This window comes from Sphingomonas sp. CFBP 13728 (genome assembly GCF_014841895.1).
Lineage (GTDB): Bacteria > Pseudomonadota > Alphaproteobacteria > Sphingomonadales > Sphingomonadaceae > Sphingomonas.
The window spans coordinates 142,878-158,515 of the sequence record NZ_JACYUS010000004.1 but is presented as its reverse complement, the minus strand read 5'-3'; the positions used below and the strand labels follow the sequence as shown (position 1 = coordinate 158,515).

The following is a 15,638-nucleotide window of genomic DNA, read 5'->3' as shown; positions in this document are numbered from 1 at the left end:
CGCGCGTAGCGGCCGAAACTGGAACAGAAGCAATCGTTTAGCGCTTGGGGTCGTGATCATTCCGGGAGCTATGACCATGACCGATACCACACGACGCACTTTCGTGACGGGGGCAGCCATTACCGCCGGTGCCATCGCCGCGACGGCCGCAAACGCTGCAGCGCAAAGCGGTGGCAGTAATGCCGCGACGACACCGGCAGCCGCAGCGTATCCCAAGCCCCCCTACCCCGTCCAACGGCAGCCTTGGCCCGGTCTTGCGTCAAAGATGACACCGCGACCTGATCACGGCGAGAAAAGCTACAAGGGTTCAGGCAAGCTGGCAGGCAAGAAGGCCCTGATAACCGGCGGGGACAGTGGCATTGGTCGGGCTGCAGCGATTGCGTATGCGCGAGAGGGCGCGGACGTTGCAATCAACTATTTGCCCGCCGAAGAACCGGACGCGCGCGAAGTCGTTGCGTTGATCAGGGCCGAGGGTCGCAAGGCGGTCGCAATTCCAGGGGATCTGCGCGACGAACGTTTTTGCCGCCGGCTGGTGCAGCAAGCCAGCGAACAGCTTGGCGGGCTCGATATCCTGGTCAACAATGCGGCCCGTCAGCAGACGCGTCCGGGTATCGCCGATATCTCGAGCCAGGATTTCGACGATACGATGAAAACCAACGTCTACGCGCCGTTCTGGCTGACGAAGGCGGCACTCGAACGGATGAGTGCTGGCGCGGTGATCGTCAACACGTCCTCCGAGCAGGCTGGCAATCCTTCACCGGACATCGTCGACTATGCGCTGACCCGTGCCGCGGTGCTGAACTTCACCAAAAGCATGGCCAAGCAGCTTGCCAGTCGCGGTATCCGCGTGAACGCAGTTGCGCCGGGCCCGTTCTGGACTCCGCTGCAGGTTAGCGGCGGGGCGACGCCGGAGAAGTTAAAAAGCTTCGGTGAGGACTCGCCAATGGCGCGCGCCGGCCAGCCAGCTGAGATTGCTGCACTGTACGTTGCCGCAGCCGATCCGTCCCTGAGCTATTCGACGGGCCAGATTTTCGGATCAACTGGCGGAAATGGGCAGCCGGCGTAAAATCGGAAAAGCGGGTGGTCCGTACCGGGGCGAAGATCGCCTGTTCGGGTTCTCGTAGGCCTGACCGAGTAAAGTACATCTAAGCGTGGGAATTTGGCCGGTATCGCGTTCAAAGCCAGCGGGCTTTTCGCCCGCTGGCTTAGTGCGTCAGATTTGAGCCAACCCTCCGTCGGTGAACAGCCTGCTGCCTGTCATGAAGCTGCTATCCGACGATGCGAGAAATGCCGCGGCTGCCGCGACTTCGGACGGGTCGCCGACATGCCCAATCGGCGTGGTAGATCCCATCTCGATCATGGCATCGCGACCGACAACCTCGGCCGCCAACTCGGTGAGCGTTGGTCCTGGCGGCAAAACATTGATACGAATACCCGTACCACGCAAATCCTGTGCCTAGCTTCGCGCGAGGTTACGAACAGCAGCTTTTGAAGCGCTGTAGATGCTGAACGCAGGCGTTCCCATCACATCGGTAGTCGAGCCGGTGGATGATTGAACCGCCTTGGCCCATCAGCTTCAAGCCCTTCTGCACCGTGAAGATCGTGCCCTTCACATTGATGTCGTAGGTCTCGTCGTAATGCTCGGACGTGATCTCGGTGCACAAGGGCGCGGTCCCAGCATGTGGATCAGCGTCGAAAGCGAGCCCCTGCAGCTAGGGAAGCAACCGACTGCAATCTTTTGAAAAATGTCGGTTAGGGAAGGGTTCCAATCGGCGCCGATCTAGTCCCCTACCATGTAGGTTTTCGAGTAGTTCCAATAAACTAGCGATACTTTGCCATGGCAGAGCTTTCGACGCCGATCCACAACTACACCATAATTGGTGGATCGGGTATCCTTGGCGGGTTCCCGGCATCGCCGCGAACAGGACTGGCGTACGTCTGGTTCTTCGGAAGGTCCCGAGCTGGATCGTGTTCAGGTCCACGAAGTCGCGAAACCCGCGCTGGCCGACTGCATCGACCCAGCGATGCCCGTCGACCAGCACCAGCACGCGATTGCCGCGGCCTTCCGCGCCGCCAAGATATCGCAGGTTGATCGAGTTGGCGCCGTAGAAGGACGAACATTGTCGAGGCTCAGGTCCACGGGCTAATCGTATTTTGAAAGCATATGATCAGGTACCCGAGCCCCGCCCCGGGGGTAACCCAAAGGACTGCGACAGCTGGACCCAGTAGCGGACGCTCATGAGGCTTTCGTCTTCGCCAACTTCGCCCACTCATTCATCTTCATGCTGGCGCACTAAACGACCGGATAAGAAACAACATTCACGCGTTGCCTCCATGAGGTCCAGCAGGTTCAGCATGCGTGTACTCTTTGGTCTGTACCGCCGGCTAGGCTGACGCGCCCAGCACTAGACCGGTCGATACTCGGTTTCGACCGTTGCTCTTGGCTTGGTACAACGCGCGATCGGCCGAGGCGATAAGGGCGTGGGGCATGTTTGAAGACCCGCCTTCTCGCCAAAGAACGGTCGCTGCTCCGACGCTGATCGTCAGTATCCCATCGGCCGTCGGGGGCCGCCTGTGAGGAAGCTGCAGACGATGCACCGCGTCGCACGCCAGTCCCGCCATTTTCACCGCCTCCGCGGCGCCGGAGCGGTGCAGGATGACTGCCAGTTCTTCGCCGCCATACCTCGCTACGACATCGCGCACCGCAAGAGGCAGCCCGAGAAGCGCTGTTGATATCGCAAGGAGGCAGTCGTCCCCAGTCTGATGTCCGTAGGCGTCATTGAACTCCTTGAAGAAGTCCACGTCGATCAGCAGTAGCGACATCTGACTTCGCGATGCCCTCACCTTTGACCATGCGTCCCCAAGTGCGATATCGAAGGCACGGCGATTGGCAAGGCCGGTCAAACCGTCCTTCATCGCCATGGAGGTCAGGGCATCCTGCAACGCCTTGCGCTCAGTGACGTCCCGTATCACGACGGCCCGCTCACCGAGGTCAGCCGAACCGGGTTCGCCAATGGGACGGGAGGTGATCTCGGCCCACACGATCGTTCCGTCTTGATGCCTGACGCGAACGGTGACGATCGCGCTTCTGATGAGTCCGGCGCGAAGTTGCGAGGTCGCAGCCCCGATAATTGGCACGTCCTCGTCCACGACGAAATCGGTGACTGCACGGCCAATCGCGGACTCTATCGGCCATCCCAAGATCCTCGTTACGGACGGAGAGACGTAGCGAAACCTCATGTCCGGCCCGACCGTTGCGAACACGTCGCCGCAATGCTCGCTCAGCAGTCTCAAATTGCGAAGCTCATGATTTGCGTCGTCGTGGATGTCGGTTTCCGATCGGAAGGCTGAAGTTCTTTCGAAGGACGGTCTTGTCCCCCGCACTAATCCCATCCACATCGAAACGCCATCGACCACGGGCGGCGATGGGTACGTCGAGGAAGGTACGTGGAGCGACGACACAATTCCAGCCACTTAGGCCTACTGACAATGCTATTCGGAAACGGGCATCCCTTAGGCTCCCATCGCGGAGCAGTATTACGCTCCGCAGTATCGTTCGACCTCATCCAACCGGAGCGGGAGTGCTCTGCTGGGCAAATGGATAGTTAGTCTCTGCCGTTCCTCTTCGTTGAAACGAGCGGCCTTCTTTAACAGGTCACGGATGGCTGCGCGACCGGCGAGCCGTTGACCCAATTGTGGACGCTCAGCGCCCATTTCGCGCTCCCCGGCTTCCGCCGTTCATTCATCTTGGCTTTCAAACATTGATGTACGGGTCCGCAGCATACCAGCACCGATCCAGATTGACCGAAATTTAACCTCAGAATGGCATTCAACAGGGGAGCTCCCGGGGGGAGGCTCAGGAGTAACGTTGATGCTGCAGAGTGATGGCATACTGCCACGTTGGGCTGTCACGCGTTGGTTGGTCGAGTGCGCTGGTGTGGTACCGCCTGAAATCCGCCCCTCCCTGGTTCAAGGATTATACGGATCCCTCCCGATCTTCCTGGGCGGTGTGTTCAACACTATCCTCGTCTCATCGATCGTGGCCATGCGGATTCCCACACCGGCGTTCCTCCTCTGGGCGGCGCTAGAAATTGGACTCGCCGCATTGCGGCTGCCGCTGCTCGTCAAAGGGTCACGCGCCGCGACGAGCGGCAAGAGGGCGCATATTGATCTCTACATTTTTGCGGCGATGTGCTGGGCAGCGTCGGTAGGCTATGGTTGCTTCATCACTGTTTTGAGCGGGGATTGGTTAGCTGCCACTCTTGTGGTGCTGTCCGCAGCGGCCATGACCGGGGGCGTGGCGTTTCGTAACTTTTCGGCTCCAAGGCTCGTGATGGTCATGATAATGCTGAGCCTTGGACCGTGCGCCGTCGCTGGTATCCTATCCGGCCAACTGATCATGCTCGCAACCGCGCTGCAGATACCCATGTATATCTACGCAATGACGTGTGCCGCCTATCGGCTGAATGCAATGCTCGTTCAGACCATGCGATCAGAGCGTGAGAACGGACGTCGCGCGCGGCAGGACACGCTGACCGCCTGCTGAACCGTGCCGGTCTCGAAGACGTCGTCGCCCATCGTTCAGACTGCGCCAATAGCGGGACCACGCTGTTTTATATTGACCTCGACGGCTTCAAGGCAATCAATGACACGCTCGGCCACGCGGCCGGCGATCAATTGCTGGTTGAGGTTAGCCAGTTAATGAGACAAGTAACGCCAGCGATCGACGCCGTCGCCCGAATTGGAGGCGACGAATTTATCATTCTTGCGGATCAGATGGATCCTTCTACCGCTTGTCAAACCGCGCAGCGCTTCATCGACACATTGTCCGGTACATCGTTCCTGTTGGGTGGCACCACCGTTACAGTCGGCGCGAGCGTCGGAATTTCCATAAGATCGGATACGTTGTTCGACCTCTCGACGTTGATGCTAGAGGCTGACAAAGCCCTGTACGATGCAAAACTGCAGGGGCGTTCCCGCGCTGTACTCGCTACAGGCGCGGCGCCGAGCCTGTATCTCGCCAGTGATCGAGGCTCGGGCATTAAATCTGGTATGTCTGCGGCTCGCTAAATTAGAGCTTCGCACTCTGCCTACTGTAGTTGCCCCGGTATTGGCCGTTTAATTTACTGATCGCACCTCTCAAATCCAGACGCTCACCCGTCCGCTGGCAAGAAGCGACATCGGGGTTCGGAATTTCCATCTCTGCATGAACCGATCGCCCTTGGATATTTTGGAAAGATTGTTGCAGCCTAAATCGGCCACCGGGCGACGCATGCCGAAGTTTTAGAGATGCAGGTTTCTGCCTTGCTATCGATGACTTCGGTACCGGTTATAGCAGTCTGGCCTACCTGCAACGTCTGCCAGCACAGATCGTAAAGATTGATCAGACGTTCATACGAGACCTGACCATCGCGGAAGGCCCAGACTTCGAACTTGCGGAAACGATGATCAGCTTGGCTCATAAGCTTGGCTATCGCGTGGTCGCAGAGGGCGTGGAAACTGCAGAGGCGGCAGCCATTCTCAAAGAGCTTGGCTGCGAAGAAGCTCAAGGCTTCTGGTTTGCGCGACCGATGGAAGCAGACCGGTTTGCCACCTGGCTGTCAGAACGCCGGAAATCTGCTCGACCTGTGCTGTGCGCCGCCTAACGGTATGGACCGCTGCCGCCAGCGAAGGTGTGGCGACACCCGCCATCGGCGCTTGGATCAAGGGCACCGAGAGTTCGAACCGATTAATGAGAGACATACCTACGCCGGATCCGGTTGCGAACGATTGTCCGCTTATGACTACGCCAGCGCATTAAGTGAATGGCGCCAAATGGACGGACGGGGATCGTCTGCCCTTCAACCGCTACGACCCAGTAGCGGACGTTCGCGGGCTCCTTCGGCCCACCCAACTTCGGCCGTTTGTTCATGTAGTCATATCATTGCCGACGTGGCCGCATGAGTGGTGAGAATTGGGACAAAGCCGTCTTTTGGAGAGACGGCCGCGACTGTCGGGCTTCTGATGAACAGCCATTCGCAAACTTCAAAAATCGGGTTTACTAAGCCCGCATGTAAACGCTCACGCTTTCTGTCGGTGTTCTGATCGCGCTATTTGTCGTCGGAGTCTCGCCGCGCACTAAGCAGGGATGCCCGAGTTGGGAGGGAAAACGGACCTTCCGCTATTGGAAAGGCAGGTGGCGCTAAGGCGGCCTATCGGAGGAGTGATACTGGTCTTGGCGTCATGACGAGATGGCGTGACTGCCGGGATGGCGTTATCATACCGCAAAAACGGCAACATATGTAATTCGCAGAGCACTTTAGCTTAAATTACAGCAGACATCGATGGACTTTGTTTATCGGTTGGCTAGCTCCGCCCTCTGTTTTGAGAGGACGTAGTTATGGGCGAACGGGTCGGGATCGCAGTGATCGGACTGAATGGCGCGGTGGCCACCACCGCGGCCGCTGGGATCGCGATGATCCGTGCGGGGTCAAACGACCTGTCGGGCCTGCCGCTCGCCAGCCGCGACGTCGAGGGCATGGCGGCATACCGCGACCTTCATTTCGGCGGCTGGGATCTCAGCCATGACGATCTCGCGACCGCCGCGCTGAAGCACGGCGTGCTGACCGAGAGCGAGCTCGCCAACGGGGCGTCCAGCCTGTCGGACATGCGGCCATGGCCCGCGGTTGGGTCGACCGATTTCTGTGCGAATATCGACGGCGCCAATAAGATCGCTGCGCCCGGCCACCGCGCCGCGGTCCAGCACATCCAGGACGACCTAGCTCGGTTCAAGACCGAGCAAAATCTGGACCGGGTGGTGATGATCAATCTCGCCTCGACGGAGCGCAAAGCCGATCTCGGTGCGGACGCGCTGACCAGCGTCGAAGGCTTCGAACGCGGCCTCGACGACGACGACGCGGCGATCAGCCCGGCAATGCTCTATGCCTATGCCGCAATCGCCAGCGACACGCCCTATGCCAATTTCACCCCGTCGGTCGCCGCCGACGTTGCGCCGCTTGCTGAGCTCGCCCGCCAGCGCAGCGTACCGGTCGCCGGCAAGGACGGCAAGACCGGGCAGACGTTGCTGAAGACGGTGATCGCGCCTGCGCTGCGTGATCGTGCGCTGCATGTCGACGGCTGGTTCTCCACCAACATCCTCGGCAATTCGGATGGTCTGGCGCTCGACGATCCCAAGAGCCTCGCCTCCAAGGTCGACACCAAGAAGTCGGTGCTGGACCAGATCCTCGGCTATCCGGTCGAGGATCACATCATCATGATCCATTACTACAAGCCGCGTGGCGACAACAAGGAAGCGTGGGACAACATCGACCTGACCGGCTTTCTCGGCCAGAAGATGCAGTTGAAGCTGAACTTCCTGTGCAAGGATTCGGTGCTCGCAGCGCCGCTCGCGATTGAGATCGCACGCTGCCTGGCACTGGCGCAGACGCGCGGCGAAGGCGGCGTGCAGGACCAGATGGGGATATTCTTCAAGATGCCGCAGACCGCCGATGGCGGCGAGCCCACCCACGCGTTCGGCGAGCAGCAGTTGATCCTCGACACCTGGCTCGACCGCCGGTGACGCTCGATGCGGCGCATCTACCGCTGTTGCGCGAGCTCGGCGACCTGAAGCGGATCCGGTCGGCGGAGCGCGACGGGTCGATCGCCGAGCGATTGTTTGCGCGCGGCTGGGCGGCGCTGGCGGCGGGCGAGGCGCCGGCCGAGGTGATGCGTCGTACGGTCGCCGCTGCGCTTGCTGCGGCACGACTGGGTGACCTCGACCGCGCCACGCTGGCTGAGCTTGGTCTGACCGATGCGGAAGCGTGCGCTGTGCTCGAACGTGGGTTTGACGATGTAGCGGTGTTGATCGACCCGGCGCTCGCCGCTGACCTTCGGGGAGCACTGCCGGAGGGTGCGCCGACGGCCGGGCCAATGCCACGGTTCGTCACGCAGCTTGCAACACAACCGCGTGCGGGCGTCACCTGTCCGGGTCGGCCGCGGCTGTTGCTGCAGCCGCCGGAGAACCATGCCGAGCATTGCCTGATCGTCGCAGTGTACGGCGTACTCGCGGCGCCCGGTTACGGCGCGAATCCGGCGGAGGTGTTCCTTGCGTCGATGGCGCATCATTTCCACAATGCGGCGATGCCCGACGCGGGGTTTACCGGCGAAGTGCTGCTCGGCGATCTGCTCGCCCGCGTGATCGACGCAGCGCGCGAACAGGCGATGGCGATGCTCGACCCGGCAGTCGCGGCGCAGGTTCGCGCGGCTATCGCGCCGATCGCCGGCGACACGACGCCGGCGGCGCGCGCGTTCCACGCCGCCGACGTGCTCGACCGCGTGCTGGAGATCGAACAGCATCTGCGCGCCGCCTCGGCGACGATGGACGCAGTGCTGCACACCTACGAACTGGTCCATGCCGGCCCGGTCAAGACGTTCCACGACCGCGTTCTGGCGGACGTCGGCCTGCTGTGAACTATCGCTCGCCCGTTACCGGACGGCCGCTCGTCGCGGATACGTCGCATTCGCTGGCCGCACCCGGCGAGCGCTGGCCGGTGGTCGATGGCATCCCGTATCTGCGGACCGACAGCGAGGGGCTGGTCGCGGTAGCACTCGACCATCTCGACGCAGGCTGCCCGGACGATGCGCTGGTTGCGTTGCTGACCGATCAGGACGCGTGGTGGACCGGCCCCGCGACCGATCTCGGCGAGCTGAAGCAGCTGGTCTGCGAGCGTGATACGCTGACGTTGCGCGCGGCGATGGGGCTGTTGCGAATGGGGCCGGTGGCGGATTACTTCGCACATCGCTGGAGCGACCCGACGTACCTCGCCGGGCTCGCGCTGGTCGAGGCGCACTGGTGCAAACCGGGTACCGGGTTCGAGCTTGCGTGCGGCATTGGTCACTATCTGCGCGAGCTGACAGCGCGGGGCGTCGCGTGCGTCGGCGCAGACGTCGTGTTCTCGAAATGCTGGCTCGCAAAATACTGGGTCGCGCCAGCCGCGGAGTATGTCGTGTTTGACGCGGCCGCTCTGTGGCCAGTGGAAACGCAGAAGTTTGACTTCGTCGCATGTCACGATGCCTTCTACTTCCTGCCCGACCAGCCGCGGATCGCCGGGCTATTGCGTGAAGCCATCGCACCCGGTGGCGTGCTTGCGGTAAGCCATCTTCACAACGCCGCCGTCTCTGGCGGGGCAATGGGACCGGCACGCTCTTCATCCGAATGGGCAGCGCTGTTTCCAGATGCCGTCGTGTATGACGAACGCGAGTTGCGGCGGGCGTTGCTTACGACGGATGCGCCTGCAGCGACCGCGTGGTTCGACGATCCGGAGATCGAGGCGTGGTCAATCGTCGAGACTGACCGCGTCGAGGCGAACGGTGGCGCTGCGCGTGCGCTTACCGGCGGACTGGCGATGCCGGCCGCCGATGCGGTCCTGCAACCGAACCCGTTGCTTGATTGCGGCACCCCGCGCTGGCCCTCCGATCGCTACCGCTCGGAATATGGCGCAGCTGCAACATGGATGTCGGATACCGGTGATGCGGCGCGGAACCGTCGTATCCTCGATCTGCCGGCGCGGTGGTGAGCATGCGCTGGGGCATCGTCGGCTTCGGCTGGGTCGCACGCGACTATATGGCGCCCGGCATCGCCGCGGCGGGCGGGACGCTGGTCGCGATCGCCGACCCCTCGCCGATGGCGCAGGCCAGCGCGATGTCGGGCGGAATTCTTGCCTATGATACCGCCGAGGCGATGCTGGCCGATGCCGCGCTCGACTGCATCTACGTCGCCACGCCCAACAATCTTCACGCCGACCCGGTCCGCGCGGCCGTTGCAGCGGGCGTGCCGGTGCTGTGCGAAAAGCCGATCGCCGCGACGCTGGACGATGCCGAGACGATCGGTGCGGCGGTTACGGGACATCTCTACGGTACTGCGTTCGACCAGCGTCACCACCCTGCTCACCGCGCGATGGCGCAGGCGATCCGCGACGGGACGATCGGCCGACCGATCGCGGTACGGATCGTCTATGCCTGCTGGGTCGACCCGAGCTGGTCGCCGTCCAGCGAAGGCAGCGGCTGCAATTGGCGCGCCGATCCGGTAGCGGCGGGCGGCGGCGCGGTCATCGACCTCGCCCTCCACGGCCTCGATCTCGCCGCGATGTTGGTCGACGAACCGCTCGCGCGCCTGCACATCGACCTGCAGCGGCGCATCCACGACTATCCGGTCGACGATGGCGGCATCCTTTCGGGTCGCACCGCAGGCGGCATCCTGGTTCAGAGCCATGTCGCGTATAACTGCCCCGAAGTGCTGCCCCGTCGCCGGCTTGAGATCCTTGGCGAGGACGGCCTGCTCGTCGCGACCGACACGATGGGCCAGACCGAGGGCGGCACCGTGATCCGGCGTTGCGCACGGACCGGGAATGAGACCGCCCTGCCCTTCGACGCCGCGCTGTCGCCCTTCGCCGCGCAGGCTGCCGCGTTCGCCGCCGCCGTCCGCGGCGAAGCGCATGATTTCTCGATTCACAGGGACCTGTCGCTGATGCGCCTATTCGACGCCGCCTATACCGAGGCGCGATCATGCCTCTGAGCTGGTACGCCTGCGCGCATTGCGGTTTCTGGCAGCGCCATTTCGCGCCCGCCGATTGCCCGGTGTGCAACGATACGCGCAACGACCTGCCCGAGGACGGCTGGTGCTTCCTCCCCGAACAGGAGGTCGCCGCAAGCCATGACGGCAGTTGGCGACAGGTTGCCGGCGATCTCTGGGCGTTCAGCACGACCCCGCACCTCGGACTCGGGGGCACCGGCTGGCTGATCGTCCGCGAGGGTGGCAACATCGCCTTCGAAGCCGCGCCCTATTATTCGCCCGCGATGCTCGAACAGATCGCGCGGCTCGGCGGCATCCGCTATCTCGCCGCCAGTCACGCGCATGGCTATGGCGCGCTGTTCCAGCTCCAGCGCGACTGCAACCCGGAGATGCTCGCGATCCATAAGGACGACCTTGGCATGACCAAGGCGTTCCGCGTCACGACGCCGTATGACGACGTACTGGAGATCGCGCCGGGCTATACGCTGCATCACGTGGGCGGTCATTACGAGGGTCAGGCGGCGCTCCACGATGCGGTCGGCAAACGCCTGTTCTGCGGCGACATGTTCAAGATCGACCAGGACGCCGCGGGCGTCAGCCACGCGATCTCCAGCCACAAGGCGTTCCACAAGGACATCCCGTTGACGCATGGCGAGATCCGCCATTACCGCGCAGTGATCGCGCCGCTGGCGTTCGATGCCGTCCTGACCCCGTTCGAATATGCCCCCGAAGTCGGCCGCGACGTTGCCGTCGCCGTGCTCGACGAGGCGCTGGCCCGTGCCCCGGGCGTGAAGAGGATCCCGCTATGACCCGCACCATCACCGGCCTCCCCGAACAGTTGGACGCGGCCTGCCACCTGTATCTCGATGCGTTTCCCGCAGGCGACATCGTCGCGTTCCCGATCGACGGCATCGACCGCGTCGGCATCCCGGTTTGGGTCGTCGCGTTGTTCCCCAAAACCAACGACCTCGACGGCATCATGCCTTACGGCGTCGGCTATGGCGCGACCGACCAGACCGCGATCCTGGGCGCGTTGGGCGAGATTGCCGAGATGGTCTGGCCGACGCTGACCTTGTCCGCGCGCGGCAAGACGCATGGCAGCTATGCCGACCTCGTCCGCGAACGCGGCGAACGCGGGATCGCTGACCCGCTCACCTTGTGTCTTCCCGCAGGGTCCCCGGTTGGCCGCGAGACTCCGCTCGACTGGGTCGAGGCCCGGCGGTGGGCGGACGGCTCGAGCGTCCTCGTGCCGATCGACCTCGCCGCTTATTCCGCGAAGGAACTGGCCCCCGGCTACGTGCCGTTCACGACGATAATTTCCAACGGGATGGGCGCGGGGCCGGACCTCGACTGGGCGATCGGCCACGGATTGTGCGAGATCCTTCAGCGCGACGGCAACGGCTTGCTGTTCCGCGCGCTCGACCGCGGCGTCGCGATCGACCTCCCCGAAAGCCTGCCTGCCGAGATCGGCGACCTGATCAACCGGTTCGCCGCCGCCGCCGTCCGAGTGATCCCCAAGTTCGCGACAGACGAGTTCGGCCTCGCCAACGTCTATTGCGTTGGTGTCGATGCGCGCGAGCCCGCGGTGCCGATCATGGCGACCGCGTGCGGCGAAGCGGCGCATCCCGACGCGGTGCAGGCGCTGGCCAAGGCGATCGCCGAATACGCCGCCAGCCGCGCGCGCAAGGCGTTCGCGCATGGCCCGATGGCGCTTGCCGAGACGATCGCGCCGCGCGGCTATATCGATAGGTTCATGGCGCAGGCTGGCGGTGCCGCCAAATCGAGCGACAGCCGCGCGTTCTCGGAGATGCAGCGCTGGACCGATGTCGATGCAGCGACGCTCAGGGACTGGCTCGCCGACACGATGCTCGCCGAGCGCAGCCGCCGCGCTTTTGCCGACCTGCCCCGCGCGGACGTGCCCGATGCACGCGCGCGCGGGCGACTGGCGCGGGAAGCCGTCGAGGCGGCCGGCTTCGACATTCTCTACGTCGACATGTCCCCCGCGGATGCCAGCGTCGCGGTCGTCAAGGTGATCGTGCCGGGCATGGAGGTCGAGACGATGAGCTATTACCGGATCGGCGAGCGCAACATCGCCAAGCTGGTCGCGCTTGACAGCCCGCTGGTCAGCTTCGGCGGCGAGGAAAGCGCGACGCGCCGACCTGTCCGCCTCACAGAGGAAGCAGTCGCGCGGCTCGGCGGCCAGCCGTTCTTCGATACCGCCCTTGCGGACGATATCGTCGGCCCGCTCTATCCGCTCTACCGCGAACCCGAAGCGCATCACGTCGCCTGGTCCGAACACAGCCTCGAGACGGAGGCGGCACGATGACGCTGCGGTTCGCCTACAACACCAACGGCGCGGCCAACCACCGGCTCGACGACGCGCTGCACCTGATCGCGGACGCGGGCTATGACGGCGTCGCGCTCACGCTGGATCATCACCACCTTGATCCCTTCGCCGACGATTGGGCACGCGAGGCGGAACGCGTCGGCGCGCTGCTGCGGTCGCTCGGACTGGGGTCGGTCATCGAGACCGGCGCGCGCTATCTGCTCGACCCGCGCGACAAGCATGAACCGACGCTGGTCACGGCCGATCCCGAAGGCCGACAGCGCCGCGTCGCGTTCCTCGCTCGCGCGCTCGAAGTCGCGGCGATTCTGCATGCCGAGACCGCGTCGTTCTGGGCCGGCGTGCCGAAGCCCGGAGTAGCGCATGGTGATGCCCTCGACTGGCTCGACGCGGGCCTCGGCAAGGTCGTCGAGCATGCCGCCCGCACCGGCATTCCGGTCAGCCTGGAGCCCGAGCCTGGCATGTTGATCGAAACGGTTGCTGACTATTCATGGCTTGCGGAGCGCCATCCCGACCTGCGGCTCGCGCTCGACACCGGTCACTGCCTCGTCACGCAGGATATCGCCCCCGACGCCGCGGTGCGCGCCTATGCCGACCGTCTCGGCACCGTCGCGGTCGAGGACATGCGCCGCGGCGATCACACGCATCTCCCGTTCGGCCAGGGCGACATGGACATTCCCGCTATCCTCACCGCGCTGGAGTCGATCGGCTTCGACAAGCTGGTCTGCGTCGAACTGTCGCGCGAGAGCCCCCGCGCGCATCAAGCTATTCCGGAATCGATCGCCTATCTCCGCACGGCGCTGACCTGATGCGAATTTGTTTCGTCTCGCGCCGTTTCTTCCCGGCGATATCGGGCATGTCGATCTACGCGATCAACCTGTTGCGCCAGCTTGTCGCGGCGGGCCACGATGTGACGATGATCAGCCAATATTATGGCGATCCTGCGCGCGCCCGCGTTTACGGCGGCGGCCCCCCGCCACCGGTGCGGGGCGTGCGCGTCGTCGGCCTCGAAGCGCTGGGCGAACAGGATGACGGCAATTTCGAGCGCGATATCGACTCAATCGTCGAGGCCATCGCACGCGATCACGTCGTGAACCCGTTCGACATGCTCCACGCCCAATATGGCTATCCGACCGGCTGGGCGACGATGATCGCGGCCCGCCGCCTCGGCCTGCCCTGCGTCGTATCGATCCAGGGTGGTGACGGGCATTGGGTCGGCTCGTGCTGCGAAACACACCGGCTCGCGATGGTCCGCGTGCTCGATTATGCCGGCGCACTGCTGATCGGCGGCAACAGTTTCGCGGGCGAAGTTCACGACCGGCTCGGCACCGCGCTCGACCGGTTCACGATCGTTCCAGGCGCCGTCGATACCGACCATTTCACGCCGGCATCCAGTGATGCGCCCGAAGGTCCGATCCGCCTGCTCTATCACGGTCGCGTCGACCGCCGCAAAGGCGTGCTCGACTTCCTCCACGCGCTGCCGGACGTGCGCGGCGAATGGCGCGCGACCATCTCCGGCATCGGTCCCGACGTCGACCCCGCGCAGGCGCTCACGACCGAACTCGGGCTCACCGACCGCGTGACGTTCAGCGGCTATGCGGATTATGACGCGGTCCCCGAACTGTACCGCACGCACGACGTGTTCGTGTCGCCGACCTATGCCGAGGGGTTCTCTAACACCATCCTCGAAGCGATGGCGTGCGGCCTCGCGGTCGTCTCATGCCACGCCGTCGGCGTCGTTGACTGCGTCCGCGACCACGAGAACGGCATGCTGACCGATCCCGGCGACGTGCCCGCGCTGGCTGCCTCGCTGACCCGCGTCATCACCGATACGAGCCTCCGCACGCGGTTGGCGACTGCCGCGCTGGAGGAATGCCGCCGGGTGTATAGTTGGGATGCGGTCGGGCAGCAGATCCTCGGTATCTACCGCGACCTGCGTAACCAGCCGCAAGCCGCTTTCGACAGGGACCTGCCGGTGACGCCCTGCCGCTTCCGCAGCGAACCGCATCTGCTGTGAGCGATCGATGAAGTTGCTCGCGATATCGCCGCATCTGGACGATGCCGCCTTTTCCGCCGGCGGGTTGCTGGCGTCGCGCGTAGATCAGGGCTGGGACGTCACCGTCGCCACCTGCTTCACCGGCAACGTCGCGCACCCGACCGGGTTCGCGCTCGCGTGCCAGCTCGACAAGGGCCTGGGCACCGACGTCGACTATATGGCGCTGCGCCGCGCCGAGGATCACGCAGCATGCGAAGCGCTTGGTGCGCACGCGATCCATCTGCCGTTTCTGGAGGCGCCGCACCGCGGGTACACATCGGCAAAGATGCTGTTCGCGGCACGGCTGCCCGACGACGGGATCGTCGACGATGTCGCGGCGGCGCTGGCTGAGCTTCTCGTGGCGGAACGGCCGGATCTCCTCCTCGGGCCATTGTGCCTCGGCAACCATGTCGACCATTACGTCGTTCTGGAGGCGATCCGGCGATCCTGTGCCGATCACACCGTGTTGCTATGGGAAGACTGGCCTTATGCCGATCGCGAAGACCGCGTTGCCGCCATGCCCGCGGTGATCGAACACCTAACGCCAAAGACACGCGCGCGGCGGATCGCCGCCTGTGCCGCGTACACGTCGCAACTCGGCTTCCAGTTCGGTGGAGTCGAAGCAATGACCGAGCGGACCGAACGGATCGCCGAGGAACGTTTCTACCCCCTCCAAGCGTTCTGATCGACCGGCCACCGCCGCCGCGCGT

The 15,638-nt window shown here is 63.8% G+C and carries 16 protein-coding genes; 13 read left to right on the top strand and 3 right to left on the bottom strand.

Annotation, left to right across the window (positions count from 1 at the left end; genetic code table 11):
• The first annotated feature begins 76 nt into the window (after positions 1–76).
• Positions 77–1,066, top strand: a complete 990-nt coding sequence (locus tag IFT67_RS16760; RefSeq protein WP_197983127.1) for an SDR family oxidoreductase — start codon at positions 77–79, stop codon at positions 1,064–1,066.
• A gap of 147 nt (positions 1,067–1,213) precedes the next feature.
• Here IFT67_RS16760 and IFT67_RS20725 read toward each other — a convergent pair whose 3' ends face one another.
• From IFT67_RS20725 to IFT67_RS16745, 3 genes are all read right to left on the bottom strand, one after another.
• A complete protein-coding gene (locus IFT67_RS20725) occupies positions 1,214–1,447 on the bottom strand; it encodes an SDR family oxidoreductase (RefSeq protein ID WP_244647457.1) in 234 nt (77 codons plus the stop codon).
• A gap of 25 nt (positions 1,448–1,472) precedes the next feature.
• Positions 1,473–1,664 carry a hypothetical protein gene (locus IFT67_RS20720; RefSeq protein ID WP_244647456.1) on the bottom strand — a complete coding sequence of 64 codons (192 nt, stop codon included), beginning with the start codon at positions 1,662–1,664 and terminating at the stop codon, positions 1,473–1,475.
• Between the two features lie 721 nt (positions 1,665–2,385).
• Positions 2,386–3,417, bottom strand: coding sequence for a diguanylate cyclase (locus IFT67_RS16745; RefSeq protein ID WP_192239306.1), 1,032 nt, complete (start codon positions 3,415–3,417; stop codon positions 2,386–2,388).
• 454 nt (positions 3,418–3,871) lie between these two features.
• Between IFT67_RS16745 and IFT67_RS16740 the strand changes: the two genes are divergently transcribed.
• The 12 genes from IFT67_RS16740 (at position 3,872) to IFT67_RS16685 (ending at position 15,613) form a co-directional block, all read left to right on the top strand.
• On the top strand, positions 3,872–4,546 hold the full coding sequence (locus tag IFT67_RS16740; RefSeq protein WP_192239305.1) for a hypothetical protein: 675 nt from the start codon (positions 3,872–3,874) through the stop codon (positions 4,544–4,546).
• Entirely contained in the window at positions 4,540–5,070 is a 531-nt protein-coding gene (locus tag IFT67_RS16735; RefSeq protein ID WP_192239363.1) for a diguanylate cyclase, read from the top strand. Before IFT67_RS16740 ends, IFT67_RS16735 begins: the two co-directional genes overlap by 7 nt.
• 155 nt (positions 5,071–5,225) lie before the next feature.
• Positions 5,226–5,645, top strand: coding sequence for an EAL domain-containing protein (locus IFT67_RS16730; RefSeq protein ID WP_192239362.1), 420 nt, complete (start codon positions 5,226–5,228; stop codon positions 5,643–5,645).
• A gap of 734 nt (positions 5,646–6,379) precedes the next feature.
• Positions 6,380–7,558 carry an inositol-3-phosphate synthase gene (locus IFT67_RS16725; RefSeq protein WP_192239304.1) on the top strand — a complete coding sequence of 393 codons (1,179 nt, stop codon included), beginning with the start codon at positions 6,380–6,382 and terminating at the stop codon, positions 7,556–7,558.
• Positions 7,555–8,448 carry a hypothetical protein gene (locus IFT67_RS16720; RefSeq protein ID WP_192239303.1) on the top strand — a complete coding sequence of 298 codons (894 nt, stop codon included), beginning with the start codon at positions 7,555–7,557 and terminating at the stop codon, positions 8,446–8,448. Before IFT67_RS16725 ends, IFT67_RS16720 begins: the two co-directional genes overlap by 4 nt.
• A complete protein-coding gene (locus IFT67_RS16715; RefSeq protein ID WP_192239302.1) occupies positions 8,445–9,554 on the top strand; it encodes a methyltransferase domain-containing protein in 1,110 nt (369 codons plus the stop codon). Before IFT67_RS16720 ends, IFT67_RS16715 begins: the two co-directional genes overlap by 4 nt.
• 2 nt (positions 9,555–9,556) lie before the next feature.
• Positions 9,557–10,552, top strand: a complete 996-nt coding sequence (locus tag IFT67_RS16710; protein ID WP_192239301.1) for a Gfo/Idh/MocA family protein — start codon at positions 9,557–9,559, stop codon at positions 10,550–10,552.
• Positions 10,543–11,358: an MBL fold metallo-hydrolase gene (locus IFT67_RS16705; RefSeq protein WP_192239300.1), complete on the top strand. Its 816-nt coding sequence runs from the start codon at positions 10,543–10,545 to the stop codon at positions 11,356–11,358. Before IFT67_RS16710 ends, IFT67_RS16705 begins: the two co-directional genes overlap by 10 nt.
• Complete coding sequence (locus IFT67_RS16700) at positions 11,355–12,875, top strand: YcaO-like family protein (protein WP_192239299.1); 1,521 nt, start codon at positions 11,355–11,357, stop codon at positions 12,873–12,875. The genes IFT67_RS16705 and IFT67_RS16700 overlap by 4 nt, the downstream gene beginning before the upstream one ends.
• Positions 12,872–13,702: a sugar phosphate isomerase/epimerase family protein gene (locus IFT67_RS16695; RefSeq protein ID WP_192239298.1), complete on the top strand. Its 831-nt coding sequence runs from the start codon at positions 12,872–12,874 to the stop codon at positions 13,700–13,702. The genes IFT67_RS16700 and IFT67_RS16695 overlap by 4 nt, the downstream gene beginning before the upstream one ends.
• Positions 13,702–14,910 (top strand): glycosyltransferase family 4 protein, encoded by a 1,209-nt coding sequence (locus tag IFT67_RS16690; protein ID WP_192239297.1) that lies wholly within the window; start codon positions 13,702–13,704, stop codon positions 14,908–14,910. Before IFT67_RS16695 ends, IFT67_RS16690 begins: the two co-directional genes overlap by 1 nt.
• 7 nt (positions 14,911–14,917) lie before the next feature.
• A complete protein-coding gene (locus IFT67_RS16685) occupies positions 14,918–15,613 on the top strand; it encodes a PIG-L deacetylase family protein (RefSeq protein WP_192239296.1) in 696 nt (231 codons plus the stop codon).
• The last annotated feature ends 25 nt before the right edge of the window (positions 15,614–15,638 follow it).

What these genes read in the sequence shown, in the direction of transcription:
- IFT67_RS16760 (WP_197983127.1), top strand. Translation starts at nt 77, where the DNA reads ATGACCGATACCACACGACGCACTTTCGTGACGGGGGCAGCCATTACC.
- IFT67_RS16740 (WP_192239305.1), top strand. Translation starts at nt 3,872, where the DNA reads ATGCTGCAGAGTGATGGCATACTGCCACGTTGGGCTGTCACGCGTTGG.
- IFT67_RS16725 (WP_192239304.1), top strand. Translation starts at nt 6,380, where the DNA reads ATGGGCGAACGGGTCGGGATCGCAGTGATCGGACTGAATGGCGCGGTG.
- IFT67_RS16710 (WP_192239301.1), top strand. Translation starts at nt 9,557, where the DNA reads ATGCGCTGGGGCATCGTCGGCTTCGGCTGGGTCGCACGCGACTATATG.
- IFT67_RS16705 (WP_192239300.1), top strand. Translation starts at nt 10,543, where the DNA reads ATGCCTCTGAGCTGGTACGCCTGCGCGCATTGCGGTTTCTGGCAGCGC.
- IFT67_RS16700 (WP_192239299.1), top strand. Translation starts at nt 11,355, where the DNA reads ATGACCCGCACCATCACCGGCCTCCCCGAACAGTTGGACGCGGCCTGC.
- IFT67_RS16695 (WP_192239298.1), top strand. Translation starts at nt 12,872, where the DNA reads ATGACGCTGCGGTTCGCCTACAACACCAACGGCGCGGCCAACCACCGG.
- IFT67_RS16690 (WP_192239297.1), top strand. Translation starts at nt 13,702, where the DNA reads ATGCGAATTTGTTTCGTCTCGCGCCGTTTCTTCCCGGCGATATCGGGC.
- IFT67_RS16685 (WP_192239296.1), top strand. Translation starts at nt 14,918, where the DNA reads ATGAAGTTGCTCGCGATATCGCCGCATCTGGACGATGCCGCCTTTTCC.